Genomic DNA, 22,522 nt, shown 5'->3' with positions numbered 1-22,522 from the left:
GGCGGCCGGGCCCTTCTCGGGTGAAACAGTTACTTCATCAGCTCCGCGGCGTTGCGCTCGAGGTCCTCGAGGCCACCGCACATGAAGAACGCCTGCTCCGGGAAGTGGTCGAACTCGCCAGCGGCGATCCGCTTGAACGCGTCGACCGTCTCCTTGATCGGGACGTAGGACCCGTCGACGCCGGTGAACTGCTTGGCGACGAAGGTGTTCTGCGACAGGAAGCGCTCGATCCGACGGGCGCGACCGACCACGATCTTGTCCTCTTCGGACAGCTCGTCCATACCGAGGATGGCGATGATGTCCTGCAGGTCCTTGTACCGCTGGAGGATCTGCTTGACCTCGGCCGCCACCGCGTAGTGCTCGGCGCCGACGATCTCCGGGGCGAGGATCCGGGACGAGGACGCCAGCGGGTCCACGGCCGGGTAGATGCCCTTGTCGGAGATCGACCGCTCGAGGTTGGTGGTCGCGTCCAGGTGCGTGAACGCGGTCGCCGGAGCGGGGTCGGTGTAGTCGTCAGCGGGCACGTAGATCGCCTGCATCGACGTGATGGCCTTGCCCCGGACGGAGGTGATCCGCTCCTGGAGCTCGCCCATCTCGTCCGCCAGGGTGGGCTGGTAACCCACGGCCGACGGCATCCGGCCCAGCAGGGTCGAGACCTCGGAACCCGCCTGGGTGAACCGGAAGATGTTGTCGATGAAGAGCAGCACCTCCTGGTTCGCGACGTCCCGGAAGTACTCGGCCATCGTCAGCGCCGACAGGGCGACCCGCAGACGGGTACCCGGCGGCTCGTCCATCTGGCCGAAGACCAGGGCGGTCTTGTCGATGACCTCGGACTCGGTCATCTCGGCGATCAGGTCGTTACCCTCACGGGTGCGCTCACCGACACCGGCGAACACCGAGGTGCCACCGAAGTTGTTGGCGACCCGGACGATCATCTCCTGGATCAGAACGGTCTTGCCGACACCGGCACCACCGAACAGGCCGATCTTGCCGCCCTTGACGTACGGGGCGAGCAGGTCGAGCACCTTGATGCCGGTCTCCAGCATCTCGGTCTTCGGCTCGAGGTCCTTGAAGGCCGGGGCCTTCCGGTGGATGCCCCAACGCTCGCCGAACTCGGCCTCGGGCTGGTTCATGCACTCGCCGATGGCGTTGAAGACCTTGCCCTTGGTGACGTCGCCGACGGGCACCGAGATCATCGAGCCCGTGTCGCGCACCTCGGCGCCCCGGACCAGACCATCGGTCGGCTGCATCGAGATGGCCCGGACCATGCCGTCACCCAGGTGCAGGGCGACCTCGAGGGTCAGGGTCTTCTTACCGCCGGCCAGCTCCACGTCGATGTGCAGAGCGTTGAAGATCTCCGGCATCTCGGTGCGCGGGAACTCAGCGTCGACGACCGGGCCGATGACCCGGACAACGCGGCCCACGCCGGTCTTGCTCTCTACAGCAGTGGTCATCACACTTCACTCCCTGCCGCCGCTAGCGCGTTGGCGCCGCCGACGATCTCACTGATCTCCTGGGTGATCGCAGCCTGTCGCGCGGAGTTACGGATCCGCGTCAGGTTCTGGACCATGTCATCGGCGTTGTCTGTCGCGGCCTTGCAGGCCTTCCGCCGAGCGGCCGACTCACTCGCCGCCGCGTCGAGCAGCGCCGCGTAGATTCGGGTGTTGATGTACTTCGGCAGCAAAGCGTCCAGAAGCACCTCAGCCTCCGGCTCGAACTCGTACGCCGGCAGCAGCTCCGCGTCCGCGTCGCGCGGCTTCTCCTGGACCTCCATCGGGCCAATGATCTTGGCCTCCGGGATCTGGGTCATCAGCGACTTGAACTGCGTGTAGACGATGTGCAACTCGTCGACACCCAGCACGCCGTCGCTGCCCGCGTGGTCGTCGCCGTCGTCCGCGCCGTGGGTGAACGCCTGGATCAGCGTCACCCCGATCTCGCGGGCGTCGGCGAACGTGGGCTGCTCGGAGAAACCGGACCAGCTCGCGGCCACCGCGCGGTTGCGGAACTTGTAGTACGCGAGGCCCTTGCGGCCCGTCACGTACAGCACCGGCTCCTTGCCCTCCGACCGGAGCTTCGTCATCAGCTGCTCCGCGGTCCGGATCGCGTTGGCGTTGTAGCCACCGCACAGACCACGGTCACTCGTGACGACGAGCACCCCCGCCCGCCGAACCCGCTCGCGCGGGGTCAGCAGGGGGTTGTCGATGTTGCTGGTGTTGGTGGCCAGCGCGGTGAGCACCCCGGTGATGGACCGGGCGTACGGCAGCGAAGCCGCCACCCGGGCCTGCGCCTTGGCGATCCGGCTGGTGGCGACGAGCTCCTGCGCCTTGGTGATCTTCTTCGTCGCCTTGACCGAACGGATCCGGCGATTCAGAGCACCGACATTGGCAGCCATCGCGCAGCCCTACTTCTTCTCGACCGGGGCGGCCGTGTAGCGCGTGACGGACTCGCGGCCCTCGGCCTCAAGAGCGGCCTGCGCCTCGGCGGCCGCGTTCGGCACGATCGCGTCGTCGGCGGCGAGGAACATCTGCTTGAAGCGCTCGATGGCCTTCTCCAGCTCCGCGACGGCGTCGTCGGACAGCAGCTTCGTGGTGGCGATGCCGCTCAGGAGGTCCTTGTGCGAGTGCCGCAGGTACTGGATGAACTCGGACTCGAAGCGACGGACCTCGGAGACCGAGATGTCGTCGAGCTTGTTCGTCGTACCCGACCAGATCGAGACGACCTGCTCCTCGACGGCGACCGGCTGGCCGACGCCCTGCTTGAGCAGCTCGACCAGGCGCACGCCCTTGTCCAGCAGCGCGCGGGACGCCCGGTCCAGGTCGGAGGCGAAGGCCGAGAAGGCCTCCAGCTCACGGAACTGGGCGAGGTCGACGCGCAGTCGGCCGGAGACGCCGCGGATGGCCTTGACCTGGGCCGAACCACCGACGCGGGACACCGAGGTACCGACGTTGATCGCGGGGCGGACACCCTGGTTGAACAGGTCCTGCTCGAGGAAGATCTGACCGTCGGTGATCGAGATCACGTTGGTCGGGATGTACGCCGAGATGTCGTTGCCCTTGGTCTCGATGATCGGCAGACCGGTCATCGAACCGCCACCGAGCTCGTCGGACAGCTTCGCGCACCGCTCGAGCAGACGCGAGTGCAAGTAGAAGACGTCACCCGGGTACGCCTCACGGCCCGGCGGGCGGCGGAGGAGCAGGGACACCGAGCGGTACGCCTCAGCCTGCTTCGACAGGTCGTCGAACACGATGAGGACGTGCTTGCCGGCGTACATCCAGTGCTGGCCGATGGCCGAGCCGGTGTACGGCGACAGGTACTTGAAGCCCGCCGAGTCCGACGCCGGGGAGGCGACGATCGTCGTGTACTCCATGGCCCCGGCCGCCTCGAGCGCGCCCTTGATGGAGGCGATCGTGGAGGCCTTCTGGCCGGTGGCGACATAGACGCAGCGGACCTGCTGCTTCGGGTCCCCGGTCAGCCAGTTGGCGCGCTGGTTCATGATCGTGTCGAGCGCGACCGTGGTCTTACCGGTCTTGCGGTCGCCGATGATGAGCTGGCGCTGGCCACGGCCGATCGGGATCATGGCGTCGATCGCCTTGATACCGGTCTGCATCGGCTCCTTGACGGACTGCCGCTGCATGACGGTCGGAGCCTGCAGCTCCAGCTCGCGGTAGCCCTCGGCCTCGATGTCGCCCAGGCCGTCGATCGGGTTGCCCAGCGGGTCGACGACCCGGCCGAGGAACGCGTCACCGACGGGGACGGAGAGGACTCGGCCGGTGCGCTTGACCGGCTGCCCCTCCTCGATGCCCTCGGCGTTACCGAGGATAACGGTGCCGATCTCGCGCACGTCGAGGTTCAGCGCCAGGCCCAGGGAGCCGTTCGCGAACTCGAGGAGCTCGTTGGCCATGGTCGACGGGAGACCGGCGACGCGGGCGATGCCGTCGCCAGCCTCGGCGACGGTGCCGACCTCCTCGCGGGAGATCTCCGGCTTGTAGGAGGAGACGTAGCGCTCCAGAGCGCCCCGGATCTCCTCCGACGAGATGGTCAGCTCGGCCATCTTCAGGTTCCTCTATTCATCGGGTCGTTAGCGACTCGGCGTTCAACGGCCCAGACGCTAGGCGTGAAGGTCGCTTAGTTGCGCCCGGCGAGGGCGTTGCGGGTCTCGGCGAGCCGCCGGAGGATGGTGCCGTCGTACAGGTCGTGACCGACCCGGACGCTGATGCCACCCAGGATCTCCGGATCGACGGTCACCTTGGCGGTGATCTCCCGACCGTACCGGCGGGCCAGCTCGGCGACGAGGCGCCGTTCCTGCTCGTCGGTCAGCGGGATGGCGACCGTGACGTACGCCACGGACCGGTTCCGCCGCTCGGCGGCCAGCTCGACGAGCCTGGTCACCGAACCGTCGAAGTTCCGACCCTCGAACCCGGCCACGGCCAGCTCCGCGAGGCGGCCGGTCACCGTCGTGGCCTTGCCCGCCAGCAGGTCGCTGACGAGCTGGACCCGGCGGGACCGCTCGGCGGTGGTGTCGGCGACCGCCGCGGCGAGCCGCGAGTCCCCGGCGACGACCTGGCCGAGCCGGAACAGCTCGTCCTCGACGTCGGCCAGCTGCCCGGACTTCTCCGCGCTGGCCAGCAGCGACTCGGCGCCGAGGCGCTCCGCCGCGTTGACCAGGTCGGTCGGCCGCGACCAGAGGCCGGAGGCCAGAGCACCGAGCAGCGTCGCCGCACCCGCGCCGACCTTGCCGGCGAGGATCTGGTTCAGCAGCGCCGAACGCTCCGTGCCGGTCCGGTTGGCGTCGGACAGGGCCCGACGCAGGCCCGGCTCACGGCCGAGCAGCGCGGCGACCCCGAGCACGTCACCAGCGTTCGCGGCCACGTCCTCCGCCGAGGCGGAGGCGACGTAGCTGTCGAGCTGGGCGCGGGCGGTCGCGTACGACTCCCGGCTGGCGGCCTGCATCAGCGCCGCCCGGCCGGAGACGCGTCGCTGTTCTCCAGCTCGGTCAGGAACCGGTCGACGGTGCCCTTCTTGCGAGCCTCGTCCGCGAGGGACTCACCGACGATGCGGCTGGCCAGCTCGACGGACAGCGTGCCCAGCTCGCCCCGCAGCTCGTGCAGGAGCGACTGACGGTCCGCGGCGAGCTGCTCGCGCCCGACCGAGATGATCCGGTCGCGCTCCTCCTGCGCCGCGGCGAGGATGTCGTCCTTGATCGAACCGGCGTCGGCGCGGGCCTCGTCGCGAATGCTCGCGGCCTCGGTCCGGGCCTCGGCGAGCTGCTGACGGTACTGCTCGAGCAGACCGTTGGCCTCCGCCTGGGCGACCTCGGCGCGCTTGATGCCGCCCTCGATCGCCTCGACCCGTGCCTCGTACGCCTGGTTCATCTTGGGGAAGACGAACTTCATCAGCACGAAGCACAGCAGGGCGAAGCCGATCGACCCGACGACAATTTCCTGCCAGATCGGGATGAGCGGGTTGTGCTCACTCGCAGCGATAATCATGGAAACTCCCGTTCCCTTGCGGAGCGGTTGTTAGGCCGGGTTCGAGAACACGAAGGCGAGCGCGAGGCCGAACAGCGCCAGCGCCTCGGAGAGCGCGAAGCCCATGAACAGGTAGGCGCGGGTCAGGCCAGCGGACTCGGGCTGACGGGCCGTCGCCTGGATGTAGGCGGCGAACACGATGCCTACACCGATACCGGGGCCGATGGCAGCGAGGCCGTAGCCGATCGAGCTGATGTCACCGGTGAGTTCGGCAAGCGTCATTTCGGTATTCCTCCTGGAGTATCTCGCGTGACTCTCACGCGAAACAGCTAACGGGGGTCTAGCTGAGTCCTAGTGCTCGTCGGCGAGGGCGCCCTGGAGCCAGGTGCCGGTCAGCAGGACGAACACGTACGCCTGCAGCAGCGCGACGAAGAACTCGAACAGCGTCATCGCGATGGCCATCGCGAAGGAGACCACGGACACGCCGTACGTGAAAGCGGTGCCGGCGTTGATCAGCATGAATCCGCCGAGCGTGAACACCAGCAGGATCAGGTGGCCGGCGAACATGTTCGCGAACAGACGCACCGAGAGCGTGACCGGCCGGACGATGAAGTTCTGGAAGAACTCGATCGGGAGCAGCAGCGGCTGCAGGTACCACGGCGCCGGCAGGACCAGGTGGTTCTTGAAGAACTTGCCCGGGCCCTGCGCCTGGATGCCGACGAAGATGTACATCACGTAGGAGATGATCGCGAGGACCACCGGGAACGCGATGTGGGTCATCGGCGAGATCTGCGCCAGCGGGATGATGCCGAACAGGTTCATGAAGACGATGAAGCAGAACAGCACCGTCAGGTACGGCACGAACCGGTCGCCCTTCGGGCCGATGATCTCCCGGCCGATGCCACCGCGCACGAACTCCATCACGGACTCGGCGATCCACTGGCCCTTGGTGGGGACGACCTTCGGCTTACGCAGCGCGACAGCGAACAGCACGATCAGGCCCGCGACCGCGATCCACATCATGATCGTGAACTTCGTGACCCACGGGTCGGTGCCCACGAGCGGGTCGAGGTAGAAGTCTTCGACCTTCGGCGGCCACGGAAGATCTTCCTTGGCGAGGATCGAGACGCTCACCGCACCATCCTTCGTTGTCGGGACAGAAGCGCTTACGCGCCAAGCTTCTTGACGACCAGGTAGATCGCCCCGGCCATACCGATCAACATGCCGATCATCATGCCGAAGTGCTTGGGCACATCCAGCCAGCGATCGACGATCCAGCCGAGGAAGCCCCAGATCCCGATTCCGGAGATCAGGTACCCGACGGCGGCCCAGCCGACGTTCGCGCCATCAGCTGAGCTGGGGCGCTTCGGCGGCTCTGGGTTGTCGGTCATGACGCGCAGACGATATCAGCCGAGGGTCGGATGAGTGACATCGACCCCCGGCGAACTGCCGGTACGCAGAATCCCACCGTAACCCCGCTCACATCGCGGGCTCATGCGGGTTGCGTAAACACGAACAGTCTACTAACTCGGTTCGATTTCGACGTACGGGATGCGGGCCTTCCACGTCCACACCGCCTGTGCGGTGGTCCACACGATGACCGCGCCGACCATGCTGAACGCCATCGCGTTGAGCCCCGCCCAATGTGTGTCCTTCAGCGCCGCCAGCCAGATGCCCAGCAGGATGAACTTCACCGAGTAGACCGTGAGCCCGACGGGCAGCAGCATCTTGCGGTTCACCGCGTCCGTCCAGGCGATGATCAGGTGCGACAGCACGTAGCCGACGCTGACCAGACCGACGCCGGCCGCCGCGCCGGCCGCGCCGACGGGACCCTGGAAGATCAGGCCGGCGAGGGAGGCGACGGCGAGGGCCGCGCCGCTGGCTGCGAGGGCGGTCGGCAGATGCCGGAGGCGCCGGGACAGCGCGGCACGGGTAATCATGCCGGCGATTCTACGCGGAGCCTCCGAGGAGGGCCCCGGCCAGCGGCCGCAGCGTGGACTCGATCTCATCGGCGGTGCGGGCGTAGGTGCGGTCGTCCAGGCCGTAGGGGTCGGCGAGATCGTCGGCGGGTACCGGTCGGGAGGCCCCGCGCAGCGCGTCCACGGCGGTGACGAGCGCCACTCCCCGGGCGTACAGCGACTCCGCGTCCCCGGTGAAGTCCGGCAGCTCCCCCGCGCGCCCGGCGAGCAGCCGGCCGAACTGTCCGAGCACGAATGTCCGGTTCGCGGCGGTCGGGCTGAGGTTCAGCACGTGGTCGTACTGCTCCACCGTCGCGGTCAGCACCAGGTCGGAGCCCTCGATGTGCCCGACGGTGAGCTGCCGGGCCCCGAAGCCGTCGGTGTCCCCGCCCCGGGCCAGCACCTGGCGGGCGGCGGGCGGGTTCATCGGCTCGCCCCGGTGCCAGCCGCCCGTGCCGGCGCTGTGGCTGTAGACCAGGCCGGCGTGCGGGCCGAGGGCCGTGAGGAGCAGCCGTTCGGCCATCGGGGAGCGGCAGATGTTGCCGACGCACACGTGGAGTACCGAGAAAGGGGTCACGCGGCCGCCTCGCTTCGCTCGACTACCGGCGACCCCGGCCCTGAGTCACCGATGAGCCCGACAAGCTCGCTCATTCCTGGTCTTCGTCCGCCAGGTCGGGGGCCACCTCGCGGAGCTGGTCCAGCGACAGCGCGCCCACCCGCAGGATCCGCGGCGTCGTGTGGGTGCAGTCCACGATCGTGGAGGTGAGCTGCTCGGGGGCGGCGCCGGCCTCCAGGTACACGCTGACCTCGTAGCCGAACTGGGTCCGCGCCTCGTCGGCGGTCACCGCGGCCGGGTCGGACGGCTTGTTCGCGCTGGACACGGCCATCGGGCCGGTCTCGCGGAGCAGTTCCAGGGCCACCGGGTGCAGCGGCATCCGGACCTGGATCACGCCGTCGGTGTCGCCGAGGTCCCAGTCCAGGCTGGGCGCGTGCTCGACGAGGATCGTCAGCGGGCCGGGCCAGAACGCCTCGACCAGGTCCCGGGCGGCGGACGGCAGCCCGTAGACCAGGCCGTCGAGCATCTGCCGGGAACCGACCATCACCGGGGGCGGCACGTCGCGGCCCCGGCCCTTGGCGCGCAGCAGGGTGCCGACGGACCAGGACTTGAAGGCGTCGCAGCCCAGCCCGTACACCGTGTCGGTGGGGAAGACGACCAGGTCGCCGCGCTTCACCGCCTCGACGGCCGCCGTCAGTCCACGGTCCCGCTCGGCCAGCTTGGCGCAGTCGTAGAGCATCACGTGCGCAAGTCTCGCACGACCGCCGCGATCTCCTCCACGGTCACGGCCCCGAGTCTCAGCACCTCGTAGGAGTCGCCGACGCACCGGACGATCGTCGAGGGCGTACCGATGGCCGCCGGGCCGCTGTCGACGTAGACCGCCGCCCTGGTCCCGAGCTGGCGCCGGGCCTCCTCCGCCGTGGTCGCGGCGGGCTCGCCGTGCAGGTTGGCGCTGGACACGGCCAGGGGGCCGGCCAGGGTCAGCAGCTCGCGGGCCACGGGGTCGGCGGGCATCCGGACCATGACCGTGCCGCCGGTCTCGCCGAGGTCCCAGCCGAGGTCATCGGCCTGCGGGACGACCAGGGACAGCGCGCCCGGCCAGAACCGTTCCGCCAGCGCCCGCGCGACCGGGGCGAGCGGGGCGGCGACCAGGTCGAGCTGGTCCCAGGTGCCGATCAGCACCCCGGAGGGCTTCTCCCGGCCCCGGCCCTTCGCCGTCAGCAGCCGGTCGACGGCGGCCTTGTCGAAGGGGTCGGCGGCGAGGCCGTAGACGGTGTCCGTCGGCATGACCACCAGTTCGCCGCGCAGCAGGGCCGCGACCGCCCCCTCGTGGTCGGTGCCCTCGTCCCGTGCGGGCGCGTCGTCCCGCGGGTGGCCGGTGTCCTGCCCCGTGCCGGGGTCCTGCGCCGTGCCGTCGTCCGGTCCTGTTCCGGTCATGCCCGCCTCCCCGTCGCGAAGCGCGGCCGGCCGGCGAGGTCCCGGTGCGCGGTGATCTCTTCCCAGTCGCCCGAGGCCCGCATCAGCTCCGGTACCGACTCGCCGTGCTGGTCGTCGTGTTCCATACCAAACCATCCCCCGGGACGCATCAGGCGCGCCGCGCGCACCAAGAGCGGACGGATGACCGACAGTCCGTCCGCTCCGCCGAACAGCGCGACGGCCGGATCGTGGTCGATCACCTCGGGCGGCAAGGCCTCTGTGGTGGGCACATACGGCGGATTCGTCAGCAGAAGGTCCACTGTGCCGTCGAGTTCGGCCAGGGTGGACGGATCGGTCGCGTCACCCGGTACCACCGTGACCGATGTATTTTGGGTGTTGCGGTGGAGCCACGGCAACGCGTCGGGGTCGCGCTCCACGGCGAAGACGACAGGGACCGTCCGTGCAACGGCGCACGCGATGGCCCCGGACCCCGAACACAGGTCCACGGCGATCCCCGTCCGGACCTTGGACAGTCCCCACTCGACCAGCAGCTCGGTCTCGGGGCGCGGCACGAAGACGCCGGGCCCGACCGCGAGCTCCAGCCCGGCGAAGTCCGCCCGGCCGGTGAGATGCTGGAGCGGTATCCGCTCGGCCCGCCGGGCGACCAGTTCCTCGAAACGCGCGACCAACGAGGGAGGGAACTCGTCGACGAGTACCAGTCTGCCCCGTGGGACATCCAGTACATAAGCCGCAAGTAGCTCCGCATCCACCCTGGCTGACGGCACCCCGGCAGCCCTCAGACGTGAAGTCGCCTCCGCGATCAGCCGTCTGGGCATGTCCTTACCCGCTCCGTACACCCCATAATCATCACTGCAGCCCCAAGAGCCGGACCGGAAGGGGGGTATAGCGTGGCCTCCACCATCGAGCGCATCCGCAGACTGCTGCGCGCGAACCGGTCCGCCGAGGCCTCGACCCTCGCGGAACGCCTCGCCAACAGCACCCTCGATCCCGAGGAGCGGGCCAGCGCCCTGGTGCTCCGCCTGTCAGCTCTGGTGAATCTCGGCCGCACCGTCGAGTGCGCCCAGGCGGTCGACGCGGTGTTCGCGGCCCTCAAGGACTGGTACGACCCCACGCTGTACGGCCGCGCCCACGCCATCGCCGCGATAGTCGCCCACGTGCAGGGCTCCCTCGACAACTGCGTCACGCACCTCGTGCGCAGCGCCCGCGCCCTGTCCTCGGTCGCGCCCGCCAACGTCGACACCGCCCTGGGCTGGCACAACCTCGCCATGGCGTACTCGTACATCGGCTTCCACGGCCACGCCCTCGGCGCCATCGAACGCTCCCGCGAGGTCGGCGCCGAGGTCGGCGTGCCCGAGGAGGAGCTGGCCACGCCCAGGGTGCGGCTGCGGCTCGCCGTGGCGCTCGACCACACCGGGGACACCGACGGCTGCCTGCGCGTCCTGCGCGACGTGTACGCGGAGCTGTGGCGGTACGTGGAGTCCGGCGCCGTCCCCCGGCTGCGCCCCACGATCCAGGGCAACTTCGGGTACGCGGCGGCCCGGCTCGCCGCCCTCGGCGAACCCATCGAGGTGGACGCCGCCCGGCTGCTGCGGCACGTCGGCGACAGCGTCCGTTCACGTGAGCTGCGTCACCTCGGCGACGTGTGCCTGACCATCGCCGACGGCCGGCCCATCGAGGCCCTCGTCCGGCTCGGCACCCTCGAGGTCTCCCCCGACACCCTCGGCCCCGCCGAGCCCCGCCGGCTGCGCGCCCTGGCCCACCTGCGGGCCAACGACCCGGCCGCCGCGTATCGGGAGGACCGGCACGCCTTCCGGCTCGCCTCCTCGCACCACGACAAGATCCGCGACCTGTTCGTCGACGGGGTCGCCGCCTGGCTGGACCACGCGGACCTGCGCCGCACCGTCGCGCAGTACCACGGGCAGGCGCTCACCGACCCGCTCACCGGCCTGCCGAACCGCCGGCACCTCGAGCACTACGTCACGACCATGGCCCAGCGCGGCCAGCCGGCCATCCTCGGCGTCGTGGATCTCGACAAGTTCAAGGCCATCAACACCAACCACGGGCACCTCGCGGGCGACGCGGTGCTCCAGCGGATCGCCGGGATCCTGCACAAGGTGATCCGGCGCGGGGACTTCGTGGCCCGGTACGGCGGCGACGAGTTCGTGCTGGTGCTGCCCGAGACCCAGATCGCCGAGGCGCACGAGATCGCCGCCCGGGTGGCCGCCGCGATCACCGCCGAGGACTGGGACGCGCTGGTGCCCGGGACGCCGGTCGGGGTGACCATCGGGTGGTCGGAGACGAACGGGGTGGACACCGTCGCCTCGGCGTTCACCAGCGCGGACGTGGCGATGCTGCGCGCCAAGGAGAAGCCCGCCGAGGGCGTCGCAGCCAGGGAGTGGCTGCGACACTCGGCGTAGCCGCTACTTGCGGCCGAACTCCTCGCCCGCGATCCGCGCCTCCCGGTCGGCCGTCGACAGCGCGTCCAGCACCCCGTCGAGCTCCCCGTTGAGGACCAGGTCCAGGTTGTACGCCGTGAAGCCGATCCGGTGGTCGGAGATCCGGTTCTGCGGGTAGTTGTAGGTCCGGATCCGCTCGGAGCGGTCCATCGTGCGGACCTGCGACTTGCGCACGTCGGACGCCTCGGCGTTGGCCTGCTCCTGGGCGTGCAGCAGCAGCCGGGCGCGCAGCACCCGCATCGCCGACTCCTTGTTCTGGAGCTGGGACTTCTCGTTCTGGCAGCTCACGACCACCCCGGTCGGGATGTGCGTGATCCGCACCGCCGAGTCGGTGGTGTTGACGGACTGGCCGCCGGGGCCGCCGGACCGGTACACGTCGATCCGCAGGTCGCCCTGGTTGATCTCGATGTCCACCTCCTCGGCCTCCGGGAGCACCAGGACGCCGGCCGCGCTGGTGTGGATCCGGCCCTGCGACTCGGTCGCCGGCACCCGCTGCACCCGGTGCACGCCGCCCTCGTACTTCAGCCGGGACCACACGCCGCGGCCGTCCTCGGGCACGCCCTTGGTCTTCACCGCCACGGAGACGTCCTTGAAGCCGCCCAGGTCGGTGTTCTCGGCGTCGATGACCTCCGCGACCCAGCCGTGCTTCTCCGCGTACCTCAGGTACATCCGCAGCAGGTCCCCGGCGAACAGGGCCGCCTCCTCGCCGCCCTCGCCGCCCTTGATCTCGATGATCACGTCCTTGGCGTCGTTCGGGTCGCGCGGCAGGAGCAGCTCGGACAGCTTCTCCTCGATCCCCGGGATCCGCTCTGCCAGCTCGACGGCCTCGGCCGCGAACCCCTCGTCCTCGCCGGCCATCTCCTGCGCGGCGGCGAGGTCCTCGCGGACCTGCTCCAGCTCCTTGGCGGCGGCGGCGATGCCGTTGAGCTCCGCGTACCGGCGGCCGACGCGGCGCGCGAGGGCCTGGTCGGCGTGGATCGCCGGGTCGGAGAGCTGCTTTTCCAGGTCGGCGTGCTCGGCGAGCAGCGAGGAAAGCCTGTCCGTGCTCATGCGTGACTCCTGTGACGGCTGGGGCGGGGCTCGGGGCGGAATGTGGGGCGGGACTCCGGGCCGGGGCTCGGGCGGGACTTTTCGGGCATCAGGGATACGAGAACGCCGCCCACCCCGAAAGTACGGGGTGGGCGGCGTCGGTGAAGCTACTTGGCGGCGGTCTTCGCGTACTTCTTCTGGAACTTCGCGATCCGACCACCGGTGTCGAGGATCCGCTGCTTGCCGGTGTAGAACGGGTGGCAGGCCGAGCACGTCTCAACGTGCAGCGAGCCGCCCTTGACGGTGCTGCGGGTGGAGAAGGTGCTGCCACAGGAGCACACGACCTCGGTCGCGACGTACTCCGGGTGAATGTCCTTACGCATAGCGCGGGTCCTCTCGATGTGGTCGCCGGGTCGCCTTCGCGGGTTCGCGGGGCGGGAACCGGTACCTGGCCGATGTAACAGTCTGCCATGGGGTGGCTATTCCAGGCCGTGAGGGGTGGCCTAATGCACTGGCCCCGGAAGCTGTGATCGGGCAGACTCGGCGACCATGAGTAGCCGGCGGTGCGGGGCGTTCCCGCGACAAAGAAGGCAGTGTTCGAAACGCTTCTAGGCGTTTCGCCCCTTTCTGGCTCTCTCCTCGGCACCGCACTCCGGTGACCGGAATCACCCCTCCCTAAGGACTTCCCATGATCCACCTCGACGAGGTGGTGGACCCGGTGCTGCTCGCGACCATGGTCGCCGAGGGGTACATCCGGGTCCGCCCGCACCCGACCCTGCCGCTGACCATCCACAACTACAGCGAGAAGGCCCAGTACGAGAGCGCGTGGAACGCCGCGACCCTCGCCTGCCGGGGCCTGATCAGCCACACCGGCACCGGCGAGGTGCTGGCCCGGCCGTTCCCGAAGTTCTTCACCTACGGCCAGGCCCAGGTGGGGCCGCTCGACCTGTCCGCGCCGGTGTCCGTCACCGACAAGGCCGACGGGTCCCTCGGCGTGCTGTACCCGGCCGGGGACGGCCACCAGATCGCCACCCGGGGCTCGTTCGCCAGCGACCAGGCCCTGCACGCCACCGCGCTGTGGCGGGAGCGCTACGCGGACTACACGCCGCCGGCGGGGCTGACGCTGCTGTTCGAGATCGTGTACCCGGCGAACCGGATCGTGGTGGACTACGCCGGCCTCGACGACCTGATCCTGCTCGGCGCGGTCTCCACCGCGACCGGCCTGTCGCTGTCCCCCGACGACCTGGCGTGGCCGGGCCCCCGGGTCGAGTCGTTCGGCTACCCGACGCTGGGCGCGGCGCTGGCCGCCGAGCCCCGGGCGGGCCGCGAGGGGCTGGTCGTGCGGTTCACGGGCTCGGAGCGCCGAATCAAGATCAAATATGAGGAGTACGTGGCCCTGCACCGCGTCGTCACCGGCCTCAACGCCCGGGTGGTGTGGGAGGCGCTGGTGGCCGACGCGTTCGCCGAACTGGTCGAGCGGCTGCCCGACGAGTTCCACGACTGGGCGCGGGCCGTGTCGGCGGAGCTGACCGCGCAGGTCGAGGCGGAGGTCGCCCGGGTCGAGGAGGTCTACGACGGGATCGTCGCGGGGCTGCCCGACGGCTGGACCCGGAAGGACTTCGCGCTGGTCGCGGGCACGCACCCCGACCGGGGCTGCCTGTTCAGCCGGCTCGACGGGCGCGACTACCGACCATTCCTGTGGCAGACGGCCAAGCCGGCGGCAGACTGGACCCCCACGGGTCGAGTATTCGATGAGGAGAACGCATGACCGAGCGGGTGACGCTCACTGTGACGCGCGGGCTTCCAGCCTCCGGGAAGTCCACCTGGGCCCGGTCCGAGGAGGGGGTCCGGGCCGGGGTCCGGGTCAACCGGGACGACCTGCGGCGGATGCTGCACGGCTCGCACCTCGGTACCGGGTGGGCGGAGAAGCAGGTCACCGTCGCGCAGAAGGCCGCCGTCGAGGGGCTGCTGCGCGCCGGTACCAGCGTGATCTGCGACGACACGAACCTGCGGGCCCGGGTGGTGCGCGAGTTCGCCGAGCTGGCCGCCTCGTGCGGGGCCGGGTTCGTGGTCCGCGACTTCACCGACGTGGACGTCGCCGAGTGCGTGCGGCGCGACGCCGGGCGGGACAAGGCCGAGCAGGTCGGCGAGTACGTGATCCGGAGCATGTACGAGCGCTACCTCGCCGGCAAGAAGCTGCCGCTGCCCCTGCCGGAGCTGGCCACCGCCCCGACGGACCCGGAGCGGCCCTACACCGCGCCGGTCGGCGGGGCCGACGTCATCCTCGTCGACATCGACGGGACGGTGGCGCTGATGGGCGACCGCAGCCCGTACGACTGGGCCCGGGTCGGCATCGACCAGCCCAACGGGCCCGTGATCAGCGCCGTGCGGGCCATGTACGCCGCCGGCCACCAGGTCGTCTACTGCTCCGGGCGCGACGAGGCGTGCCGGGCGGAGACGGAGGCGTGGCTGGACAAGTATGTCGGGCTGCCGTACGTGGGGCTGTTCATGCGGCCGGCCGGGGACCAGCGGAAGGACTCCATCGTGAAGAAGGAGATCTTCAACCGCGAGATCCGGGAGAAGTACCAGGTGGCCTGCGTGTTCGACGATCGAATGCAGGTCGTCCGGATGTGGAGGTCGCTCGGGCTCACCGTGATGCAGGTGGCCGACGGCAACTTCTAGGCCCGGTCCGCGCGCCCCCGCGTACCCCGCTGAGGGGTTTGATCTGGGAACGACTGTGGCCCGCCGGAGAACCGGCGGGCCACAGTCAGGTCGGGGACTACTCCCCGGGCGTCGACTTCGCGATCTGCATCAGGAACTCGACGTTCGTGCTCGTCTTCTTGAGCCGGTCCAGCAGCAGCTCCAGAGCCTGCTGCTGGTCGAGCCCGTGCAGCACCTTGCGGAGCTTGTGGACGATCGCCATCTCCTCGCCCGACATGAGGATCTCCTCGCGCCGGGTGCTCGACGCGATCACGTCGACGGCCGGGAAGACCCGCTTGTCGGCGAGCTTGCGGTCGAGCTTGAGCTCGGCGTTGCCGGTGCCCTTGAACTCCTCGAAGATGACCGTGTCACCGGTCGAGCCAGTCTCCACGAGCGCCGTGGCGAGGATGGTCAGCGAGCCGCCGTTCTCGACGTTGCGGGCCGCGCCGAGGAACCGCTTCGGCGGGTACAGCGCGGTCGAGTCGATACCACCGGACAGGATCCGACCGCTGGCCGGCGACGCGTTGTTGTACGCGCGGCCGAGGCGGGTGATCGAGTCCAGCAGGACGACGACGTCGTGCCCGAGCTCCACGAGCCGCTTGGCCCGCTCGATCGCGAGCTCGGCGACCGTGGTGTGGTCCGACGGCGGCCGGTCGAAGGTGGAGGCGATGACCTCACCCTTCACCGAACGCTGCATGTCGGTGACCTCTTCGGGCCGCTCGTCCACGAGGACGACCATGAGGTGGCATTCCGGGTTGTTCGTGGTGATCGCGTTGGCCACGGCCTGCATCACCAGCGTCTTACCGGCCTTCGGCGGCGACACGATCAGGGCACGCTGGCCCTTGCCGATCGGCATCACCAGGTCGATGACCCGGGTGGTGAGCACGTTCTGGTCGGTCTCGAGCCGCAGACGCTCCTGCGGGTACAGCGGGGTCAGCTTGTAGAACTCGGGGCGGTTGCGCGCCGCGTCCGGCTCCATGCCGTTGACCGTGTCGAGCCGGGCCAGCGGGTTGTACTTGTCCCGCCGCTGCTCGCCGTCCTTCGCCTGCCGGACGGCACCGGTGACCGCGTCGCCGCGCCGCAGCCCGTACTTGCGGACCTGCGACATCGAGACGTAGACGTCGTTCGGGCCGGACAGGTAGCCGGTCGTGCGGATGAACGCGTAGCTGTCGAGCACGTCGACGATGCCGGCCACCGGGACGAGCACGTCGTCCTCGTTGAACTGCTGCTGCGGCTCGCGCTCGTTGCCGCCGCCCTCGCCACGGTCGTTGCGACGGCCCCGACGGTCGCGGAACCGGCTGCGCCGACCCCGACGGTCGCCGTCGTCGTCCCCGTCGTCGTCCCGGTCCGGACCCCGGTCCTCGTTGCGGGCCTGGCCACGGTTGTTGGCCTGGTCCGCGTCGCGGGCCGGACGCTCGGAGCGCTGGTTGTTCCGCTGGCCACGGTCGGCCTCGTCGGCCCGGCCGGCGCCACGCTCGCGGCGCTCGCCGCGCTCGCGGTTGCCCTGCTCCTCGGTCCGCTCGGTCCGCTCGCCGCGCTCCGTGCGCTCGCCGCGCTCCGTGGTCCGCTCGTTGCGACCCTGCGAGTCCTGGGCACGCTCTCCGCGCGCCGGACGGCGCTCGTTGCGGGCCTCGTCGGTGCGGGTGCTCCGGGTGGCGGGCTCGGCGTTGGTCCGCTCCGCGCTGGCGCGCTCGGTGGCGGGCCGCTCGGCGTCGGCGCGCTCGGTGCGCGCGGGCGTCTCGGTCCGGCCGGCGGGCTCGTCCGCGGGGGCCTCGGCGGCGGCACGGCCGCCACGGGGCTGCGGCGGGCCGGCCGGGCGGGTGGCCCGGCGGGCGCGCGGCTCGGAGCGGGAGTCGTCCCCCTGTTCGGTGCCGGGCAGGCTGGGCTGCTCCGCAGCGGCAGCGGCCGGCTTCTCCGGGGCGCTGCGCCGCGTCGTCGCGGGCGCCTCGCTGGTCGTTCCAGCGGTGCCCGTGACCGGCACACCCTGGTTGGTCTGAATGGCTGCGATCAACTCGCCCTTACGCATGCGCGCCGTCCCCGAAATGCCGAGCGACGAGGCCATGGTCTGCAGCTCCGGCAGGAGCATGGCCTGCAGGCCGGTGCCCGTACGCCGACGCCGAGAGGTGCCAGCGGTCTCCGGCTTGTCGGCCGGCGCTGCGGTGTCGGTGACATCCGACTTCTGGTCGGTGATGTCGCTCAATGGTTTCCTTCCATCGATTGGCCCGGGTGTTCGCCACGAAGATCTGACGGTGACACCGAACGGCCCGTGAAACCCCGCGTCAAGATGCTCGCGGGTCTAGAACAGCCAGAAGACGCGGCCGAATGGTGACTGGCGGCGCTTGCCGTCGGACCCGCGATCCGTTCGGGGTGTGTGGGGGTGTCATAGCGATGTGCATCGAGATGACTTTATCCACGGAAGAACGGGGCACAAGCCCCGCCTGATCGCGCGCTTCGGGCGACTGTTCTCGCTTAAGCGTAGTCAACGTTGCCTAGCTGCGGCAACAGGGTCACCCCCCGCGTGTCGCTAATGAGATATCCGAGCCCCGGTCGTGTCAACTCGAAGGGGCCAGGAAGCGAAGTTATGACCGGTTATATCCGGTATAACACTGTTGTCGGGGACAAACGCTAGCACGCTCGGTCCGGCCCCGCTCACCACCGCCGGCACTCCCCTCGACCGCAGGTCAGCCACCAGTTCGGCCGTGGCCGGCGCGCCGGCCGCCCGGTAGCCCTGGTGCAGGCGGTCCTCGGTCGCCGCGAACAGCAGTTCCGGCGCGTGGGTGAGCGCGTGCACGAGGAGCGCCGAGCGGCCCGCGTTGAACGACGCGTCGACGTGCGGCACGGTCGCCGGCAACGCCGCGCGCGCCTCCTTCGTCAGCCCGCGGTCCTGCGGAACGAAGATCACCGGATGTACCGCCGGATGCGGTGCCACGGACACCGCCCGGGCCCCCTCGGCCCCCGTCCAGGCGATCGTGAACCCGCCCAGCAGGCACGGCGCGACGTTGTCGGGGTGCCCCTCCAGCTGGTCGGCGAGCCGCAACGCCTCCGCCCGGTCGTCCGGCGCGCCCGCCAGGGCCCGGGCCGCGAGCACCCCGGCGACGATCGCGGCCGAACTGGACCCCAGGCCGCGGGCGTGCGGGATCCGGTTCACGCAGGTCAGGGCCAGGCCGGCGGGGCGGGGGTGGCCGAGGTCGTCGAACGTGGCGTACATGGACCGGATGATCAGGTGCGACTCGTCGGTGGGCACCTGGTCCGCGCCCTCGCCGGTGACCTCGACCGTGACGCCGGGCGCGGACGTGACGGTCGCGGTCACGTCGTCGTACAGGTCGAGCGCGAGGCCCAGCGCGTCGAAGCCCGGACCGAGGTTCGCGCTGGTGGCGGGCGCGTGGATGGTGACCATCCCGGCAGCCTACAAAGGGCACCCGGGAATGTCGCACGGGTGTGGCAGTATGTCCGCCATCCGGACCACCGGCATAAGGGGCTACGTGGACGTGCACAACTACCAGCTCGTGAGTTACGCCTTCGCCGCGCTGACCGCGTTGATGCTGATCGGCGGGCTCATCTTCGCGGGCGTCACCCTCAGGCGCAACGGCCGGGCCTCGGTGCTGGCCCTCGCCGCGTGCGCGGCGCTGCTCATCGGTCAACTGGTCTACACGTTCGGCTACCAGGCCATTTCCTACTCGGGCGAAGGCTTCATCGCGGTCACCGCGATCGGCGGCCTGCTGCACATGCTGGGAATCGCGCTGCTGCTGGCCGCGGCGCTGCTCCCCCGCACGCCGGGCACGCCGCGGCCGACCGAATGGGGGCCCTCGCAGCAGGGTCCCGGCGGGTGGAGCCCGCAGCCGCCGGACCACGGCGGCGGCTGGAACCCGCCGGCCCAGCAGGTTCCCGGCCAGACTTCCCCGGGTGGCTGGGCGCCGCAGCAGGAGCAGGGGTGGAGCCCGCAGGGTGGCTGGGGTCCCGCCGCCCCCGGTGGCTACGACCCCGGGGCGCCGCAGCAGGGCGGGCCGGGTTACCAGCCCGGCGTGGCCCCGCAGTCGGGTCCGCCGTACCCGCAGCAGCCGCAGTCCGGGCCGCCCTACCAGCAGCCGCATCCGCCGCAGTAGGGGGCGGTTGGCGGGCCGGTGAGCCTGGCGGGCCGGTCGGAGCGTTCCGGATCGACGGGCATCCGCCGGACCGGCGGGGAGGCGCGGTCCGGCAGCGGACGGGGGCGGTGACCGGTCGGAGTCCGCAGGCGGTGACCGGTCAGCACCGGAGATCGGCGACCGGTCGGAGCGGCCGTGACCGGTGGGCGGCCTCGGGGCGGTCAGGCCGGGACGGGTTGGGCGCGACGGAGTTTCGCAGTCGCGACGTACCAGCAGATCGCGTAGGTCAGTGTCAGGGCGCCGCCGACGGCCACGATCACCCGCGCGGGCACGTGGTCGGACAGTACGCCCGCCGTGCCCTGGCTCAGCGACACCGCCAGGAACGCGATCATGACGTCGGCGCTGAACACCCGGCCGCGCAGCCCGTCGGGCACCTCGCGTTGCAGGGCCAGGCTGGACATCGCCCAGTTCCCGCCGCCGGCCATGTGCGCGACGGCCACCAGGATCAGGGCCAGCCAGAACCAGGGCGTCAGACCCACCATCAGGTACGCGACGCCGTACGTCGCCATCGACACCGCCAGGCCGGGCAGCAGCCAGTTCTGCCGGCGCAGTACGACGCCCCGCAGCAGCACCGGCCCGAACAGGGCGCCCAGGCCCCGCGCGGCGAACAGCGCGCCCAGCCCGAGCGGTCCGACGTGGAACACGGTGGCCGCGAGGATCGGGAACACGGCGAGCACGCCGTTGCCCACGCCCACGGCGCACTTGACGGTGATCAGGGCGCGGACCCGGGGCCTGACCCGCAGGTACCCCATGGACTCGCGCAGCGCCGCCCACGCCGAGACCGCGACGGTCGTCCGGACCGCCTGGAACGGGCGGCGCACCCGCAGTTGCAGGACGATCGCGACCACCAGGCAGAGCGCGCCGCCGACGAAGGACCAGTACGGGCCGAAGGCGGCGCTGGACATCCCGCCCAGGGACGCGCCGAGCACGGCCATCGTGCCCCAGGCGCTGCCGGTGAGCACGCTCGCGGCCGGCAGGTCCTTCTCGTCGAGCAGATTCGGCAGCGCGGCCTGGGCGGCCGGGGAGTAGAACGCCTTCGCCACGGCCATCGAGCCCATCGCGACCAGCGCCAGCCAGGCCATGCCCGGGCTGCGCACCAGGAGCAGGAGGAGCACCGCCAGGATGCTGACCGCGTTGGCCCACAGCACGATCTTCTTGCGGTCGAGCCGGTCGGCGAGCGTGCCCGTGTACGGCAGCAGCAGCGCCATGCAGCCCGTGTCCACGGCGAGCATCAGGCCGCCCCAGACCCCCGAGCCCGTGAGCTGCTGCAACAGGACCAGCAGCGGGACCATCACGAACCAGTCGCCGCCGAACATGATGAGTTCGGCGCCGAGCATTCTCCGGAAGTCGGCGTTGCGGGTAAGGAGCTTGAGGGGGGCGGACACGTTACGACCCTAGCGCATGGGGGTACGTGTGCGGATGTGGTGGATCCCGGGGCGTGACGGGTGGTACTCCGGGGCGCGGGAGGCGTGGGGGCGCGGTGGTGTGGAGTCGTGGGCTGGTGGGCGACGCGGGGAGCGCGGACGGGACACGCAGTCGGGGGGCAACGCGCGGAGCGCGGACGGGACACGGGGCCGGGGGGCAACGCGGGGAGCGCGGATGGGGCGCGGGGGCTCGTAACCAGATGAAGGGTTTCCGGGAGGTCCGTGGGGACCTCCCGGAAAGGGGCTACGCCAGGCCGAGCTCGTGGGCCGCGCGCGGTGCGTCGACCGGGATGGTGATCGGGGCCGGGGCCGAGGCGACCGCCCAGTCGGGGTCCTTCAGGCCGTGGCCGGTCACCGTGCAGACGATCCGCGAGCCGCGCGGGAACAGGCCCTCGGCCGCGCTGGCCAGGAGGCCCGCGACGCTCGCCGCGCTGCCCAGCTCCACGAACACGCCCTCGGTGCGGGCCAGCAGCTTGTACGCCGCCAGGATGTCGCGGTCCGTCACCGAACGGATCAGGCCACCGGAGGCGTCCCGGGCGTCGAGCGCCTTCGTCCACGAGGCCGGGTTGCCGATCCGGATCGCGGTCGCGATGGTCGACGGGTGCGCCACGACCTCGCCGCGCACGATCGGGTCCGCGCCGGCCGCCTGGATCCCGATCATCTTCGGCCGGCGGGTGCTGTTGCCGGCCTCGAAGTCCTCGCAGTAGCCCATCCAGTACGCGCTGATGTTGCCCGCGTTGCCGACCGGCAGGCAGTGGTAGTCGGGGGCGTCGCCGAGCGCGTCGACGATCTCGAACGCGGCCGTCTTCTGGCCCTGGAGGCGGTCCGGGTTCACCGAGTTGACCAGGGCGACCGGGTAGTCCAGGGACAGCTTCGACGCCAGCGCGAGGCAGTCGTCGAAGTTGCCGTCCACCTGGAGCAGGCGCGCGCCGTGCACCAATGCCTGGGCCAGCTTGCCGAGCGCGATCTTGCCCTGGGGGACGAGAACGGCGCAGGTGATGCCGGCCCGGGCGGCATAGGCGGCAGCGGACGCCGACGTGTTGCCCGTCGAGGCGCAGATGATCGCCTTCGCGCCGGACTCGACGGCCTTGGACACGGCCATCGTCATGCCCCGGTCCTTGAAGGAACCGGTCGGGTTGGCCCCCTCGACCTTGAGGAACACCTCGCAGCCCGTGCGCTCGGACAGGCCCGGGGCGGCCACCAGCGGCGTGCCGCCCTCGTGCAGCGTGATCACGGGCGTGGCGGCCGTGACCGGCAGCCGGTCCCGGAACTCTTCGATCAGTCCACGCCACGCAGCCATGCTGTGCTCCTTCTGTTCTTCAGTTCTCGGCCAGGCCGTCGAGCGACCCCTT

At 70.6% G+C, this 22,522-nt stretch carries 23 protein-coding genes; 4 read left to right on the top strand and 19 right to left on the bottom strand.

Features of this window, described 5'->3' with window-relative positions:
• Positions 1 to 29 precede the first annotated feature (29 nt).
• The 13 genes from atpD to prmC all read right to left on the bottom strand — a co-directional run bounded on the left by atpD (position 30) and on the right by prmC (position 10,234).
• On the bottom strand, positions 30 to 1,454 hold the full coding sequence (gene atpD, locus PT931_RS16890) for a F0F1 ATP synthase subunit beta (protein ID WP_456246684.1): 1,425 nt from the start codon (positions 1,452 to 1,454) through the stop codon (positions 30 to 32).
• A complete protein-coding gene (locus PT931_RS16885) occupies positions 1,454 to 2,392 on the bottom strand; it encodes a F0F1 ATP synthase subunit gamma (protein ID WP_456246683.1) in 939 nt (312 codons plus the stop codon). The genes atpD and PT931_RS16885 overlap by 1 nt, the downstream gene beginning before the upstream one ends.
• Before the next feature lie 9 nt (positions 2,393 to 2,401).
• Positions 2,402 to 4,051: a F0F1 ATP synthase subunit alpha gene (atpA, locus tag PT931_RS16880; RefSeq protein WP_456246682.1), complete on the bottom strand. Its 1,650-nt coding sequence runs from the start codon at positions 4,049 to 4,051 to the stop codon at positions 2,402 to 2,404.
• Positions 4,052 to 4,125: 74 nt separating this feature from the next.
• Complete coding sequence (locus tag PT931_RS16875; protein WP_456246681.1) at positions 4,126 to 4,950, bottom strand: F0F1 ATP synthase subunit delta; 825 nt, start codon at positions 4,948 to 4,950, stop codon at positions 4,126 to 4,128.
• The gene (locus PT931_RS16870) at positions 4,950 to 5,489 is read right to left on the bottom strand and encodes a F0F1 ATP synthase subunit B (protein WP_456246680.1); all 540 of its coding nucleotides are present in this window, start codon (positions 5,487 to 5,489) and stop codon (positions 4,950 to 4,952) included. The genes PT931_RS16875 and PT931_RS16870 overlap by 1 nt, the downstream gene beginning before the upstream one ends.
• A gap of 30 nt (positions 5,490 to 5,519) precedes the next feature.
• Positions 5,520 to 5,750, bottom strand: a complete 231-nt coding sequence (atpE, locus tag PT931_RS16865; protein WP_456246679.1) for an ATP synthase F0 subunit C — start codon at positions 5,748 to 5,750, stop codon at positions 5,520 to 5,522.
• A 69-nt stretch (positions 5,751 to 5,819) separates the two neighbouring features.
• Complete coding sequence (gene atpB, locus PT931_RS16860) at positions 5,820 to 6,602, bottom strand: F0F1 ATP synthase subunit A (protein WP_456246678.1); 783 nt, start codon at positions 6,600 to 6,602, stop codon at positions 5,820 to 5,822.
• 32 nt (positions 6,603 to 6,634) lie between these two features.
• Positions 6,635 to 6,859 (bottom strand): AtpZ/AtpI family protein, encoded by a 225-nt coding sequence (locus PT931_RS16855; RefSeq protein ID WP_363728178.1) that lies wholly within the window; start codon positions 6,857 to 6,859, stop codon positions 6,635 to 6,637.
• 132 nt (positions 6,860 to 6,991) lie between these two features.
• Positions 6,992 to 7,408, bottom strand: a complete 417-nt coding sequence (locus tag PT931_RS16850; RefSeq protein WP_456246677.1) for a hypothetical protein — start codon at positions 7,406 to 7,408, stop codon at positions 6,992 to 6,994.
• Positions 7,409 to 7,418: 10 nt separating this feature from the next.
• Positions 7,419 to 8,003, bottom strand: coding sequence for an arsenate reductase/protein-tyrosine-phosphatase family protein (locus tag PT931_RS16845; RefSeq protein WP_456246676.1), 585 nt, complete (start codon positions 8,001 to 8,003; stop codon positions 7,419 to 7,421).
• Between the two features lie 70 nt (positions 8,004 to 8,073).
• On the bottom strand, positions 8,074 to 8,721 hold the full coding sequence (locus PT931_RS16840; RefSeq protein WP_456246863.1) for an L-threonylcarbamoyladenylate synthase: 648 nt from the start codon (positions 8,719 to 8,721) through the stop codon (positions 8,074 to 8,076).
• A complete protein-coding gene (locus PT931_RS16835) occupies positions 8,721 to 9,419 on the bottom strand; it encodes an L-threonylcarbamoyladenylate synthase (protein ID WP_456246675.1) in 699 nt (232 codons plus the stop codon). Before PT931_RS16835 ends, PT931_RS16840 begins: the two co-directional genes overlap by 1 nt.
• A complete protein-coding gene (prmC, locus tag PT931_RS16830) occupies positions 9,416 to 10,234 on the bottom strand; it encodes a peptide chain release factor N(5)-glutamine methyltransferase (protein WP_456246674.1) in 819 nt (272 codons plus the stop codon). The genes PT931_RS16835 and prmC overlap by 4 nt, the downstream gene beginning before the upstream one ends.
• A gap of 72 nt (positions 10,235 to 10,306) precedes the next feature.
• On the opposite strand from prmC, the gene PT931_RS16825 reads away from it, so the two are divergent.
• Positions 10,307 to 11,836, top strand: coding sequence for a GGDEF domain-containing protein (locus PT931_RS16825; RefSeq protein ID WP_363728173.1), 1,530 nt, complete (start codon positions 10,307 to 10,309; stop codon positions 11,834 to 11,836).
• 3 nt (positions 11,837 to 11,839) lie between these two features.
• On the opposite strand, the gene prfA is transcribed toward PT931_RS16825, so the two are convergent.
• Both prfA and rpmE read right to left on the bottom strand, forming a co-directional pair.
• A complete protein-coding gene (gene prfA, locus PT931_RS16820; RefSeq protein WP_456246673.1) occupies positions 11,840 to 12,925 on the bottom strand; it encodes a peptide chain release factor 1 in 1,086 nt (361 codons plus the stop codon).
• A gap of 146 nt (positions 12,926 to 13,071) precedes the next feature.
• Positions 13,072 to 13,287: a 50S ribosomal protein L31 gene (gene rpmE, locus PT931_RS16815; protein ID WP_197007320.1), complete on the bottom strand. Its 216-nt coding sequence runs from the start codon at positions 13,285 to 13,287 to the stop codon at positions 13,072 to 13,074.
• A 305-nt stretch (positions 13,288 to 13,592) separates the two neighbouring features.
• On the opposite strand from rpmE, the gene PT931_RS16810 reads away from it, so the two are divergent.
• A complete protein-coding gene (locus PT931_RS16810) occupies positions 13,593 to 14,672 on the top strand; it encodes an RNA ligase (RefSeq protein ID WP_456246672.1) in 1,080 nt (359 codons plus the stop codon).
• Positions 14,669 to 15,586, top strand: coding sequence for a phosphatase domain-containing protein (locus PT931_RS16805; RefSeq protein WP_456246671.1), 918 nt, complete (start codon positions 14,669 to 14,671; stop codon positions 15,584 to 15,586). Before PT931_RS16810 ends, PT931_RS16805 begins: the two co-directional genes overlap by 4 nt.
• A 97-nt stretch (positions 15,587 to 15,683) precedes the next feature.
• On the opposite strand, the gene rho is transcribed toward PT931_RS16805, so the two are convergent.
• Both rho and thrB read right to left on the bottom strand, forming a co-directional pair.
• Entirely contained in the window at positions 15,684 to 17,804 is a 2,121-nt protein-coding gene (gene rho / locus PT931_RS16800) for a transcription termination factor Rho (RefSeq protein WP_456246670.1), read from the bottom strand.
• A 324-nt stretch (positions 17,805 to 18,128) separates the two neighbouring features.
• A complete protein-coding gene (thrB, locus tag PT931_RS16795) occupies positions 18,129 to 19,001 on the bottom strand; it encodes a homoserine kinase (RefSeq protein ID WP_456246669.1) in 873 nt (290 codons plus the stop codon).
• A gap of 49 nt (positions 19,002 to 19,050) precedes the next feature.
• Between thrB and PT931_RS16790 the strand changes: the two genes are divergently transcribed.
• Positions 19,051 to 19,707, top strand: coding sequence for a hypothetical protein (locus PT931_RS16790; RefSeq protein ID WP_456246668.1), 657 nt, complete (start codon positions 19,051 to 19,053; stop codon positions 19,705 to 19,707).
• Positions 19,708 to 19,907: 200 nt separating this feature from the next.
• Here the strand turns inward: PT931_RS16790 and PT931_RS16785 are convergent, their stop codons facing one another.
• Positions 19,908 to 21,131, bottom strand: a complete 1,224-nt coding sequence (locus tag PT931_RS16785) for an MFS transporter (RefSeq protein WP_456246667.1) — start codon at positions 21,129 to 21,131, stop codon at positions 19,908 to 19,910.
• Between the two features lie 283 nt (positions 21,132 to 21,414).
• Complete coding sequence (gene thrC / locus PT931_RS16780; protein WP_456246666.1) at positions 21,415 to 22,470, bottom strand: threonine synthase; 1,056 nt, start codon at positions 22,468 to 22,470, stop codon at positions 21,415 to 21,417.
• Between the last annotated feature and the right edge of the window lie 52 nt (positions 22,471 to 22,522).

It is taken from the genome of Longispora urticae (assembly GCF_053902585.1).
Note: the sequence above shows the minus strand (reverse complement) of the source record. Positions and strands in the feature narration are given on the sequence as shown.